Source organism: Burkholderia alba, from assembly GCF_034721475.1.
Lineage (GTDB): Bacteria > Pseudomonadota > Gammaproteobacteria > Burkholderiales > Burkholderiaceae > Burkholderia > Burkholderia alba.
Genome location: NZ_JAWJWL010000135.1, coordinates 1 through 1,339, shown reverse-complemented (window position 1 = coordinate 1,339; position 1,339 = coordinate 1). Strand labels below are relative to the sequence as shown.

Genomic DNA, 1,339 nt, shown 5'->3' with positions numbered 1-1,339 from the left:
GTGCTGTCGACGGCCGTCACCGATGCTTCGCATCCGGCTGGTAACGGCAAATCTCGCGCGTCCCATGCCCCGTCGCTCGAGGTCGGTGGACACCAAAGCGTCACGCAGGTAAGGCTTTCGTTCTTGTGGGAGACGAACAGCCAATGCTTCGTGTACCCCACGCTCGATAATACGTTCCTTTCCGTTGGCTCGAAAAGGATGGTAAAGCGGCGGTCGCCGTCGAGAAACGCATCACGTCGGATGGCCAGTAAAGATCCGCCTCGATATATCGTTGCGTTGATNGTCGTCGCTGTGCGACAAATCCGGTTGCATCGAACCGTGCGGGAAGATGCCCGAGCAGGCACCAGGGCGCATCGCTGGCAAGCTCGGCAAGATACAGCGCAGGCGGCGCCAGGAAGTGATCAACGTACACCAGCACAGCGTCGTCGCGAGTGCTGTCGACGGCCGTCACCGATGCTTCGCATCCGGCTGGTAACGGCAAATCTCGCGCGTCCCATGCCCCGTCGCTCGAGGTCGGTGGACACCAAAGCGTCACGCAGGTAAGGCTTTCGTTCTTGTGGGAGACGAACAGCCAATGCTTCGTGTACCCCACGCTCGATAATACGTTCCTTTCCGTTGGCTCGAAAAGGATGGTAAAGCGGCGGTCGCCGTCGAGAAACGCATCACGTCGGATGGCCAGTAAAGATCCGCCTCGATATATCGTTGCGTTGATGTTCCAGTCGGTACGTGGCGTCACGAACAGCCATTCGTTCCACTCGAACAGGCCCGCATCGCGCTGAACATCGTACAGCCGCCATTCACCGGTCTTCTCGTTGAGCCAGAACTGCTCTGCTTCGAAAAACGTGGTGCCGCGGCTTGCAATATGACGCGCTTGAATCGGGTCGTAACCGGCCGTCACAGACAAATCTTCGGGCTGGCATTCGAACACCACTGGCGCATCTGCAACCGGCGTTCCGCGCCTCCATCTACGTACCTGCCGCGGATAGCCAGCGTGGGTGAGCGTAGGAGTCGCGCTTGCTGAACTGTCATCCCAGCTCACATAAACCGTGTCCCGGTCGATCCATGTGACGCTGTGATGGCCAGGCTCAGGCAGTTCGAACCCATTCTCGACAAATGCGCGCGCCTCTACGTCGAATTCCCGCACGATCTGAGCGTCGGAACCACCAGGCGACAGGAAGACCAGCGCGCGATCGGCAATGGGGTAAATCAGTTGAAAGTCGGCCAGAACCCAACGCGGGTCATCGCCATCCCGATTGTTTAGGTCAAGCGCATCGATCTCCAGCACGGTTTCCCATTTGGGAGTGCCCTTAATCCACGCGTTCCATGGCGTACGCCGTAT

At 58.8% G+C, this 1,339-nt stretch carries 1 protein-coding gene; it reads right to left on the bottom strand.

From position 1 onward, the window contains the following. Positions 1-100: 100 nt before the first annotated feature. Positions 101-1,285 carry a hypothetical protein gene (locus RZR99_RS32820; RefSeq protein WP_456061843.1) on the bottom strand — a complete coding sequence of 395 codons (1,185 nt, stop codon included), beginning with the start codon at positions 1,283-1,285 and terminating at the stop codon, positions 101-103. Between the last annotated feature and the right edge of the window lie 54 nt (positions 1,286-1,339).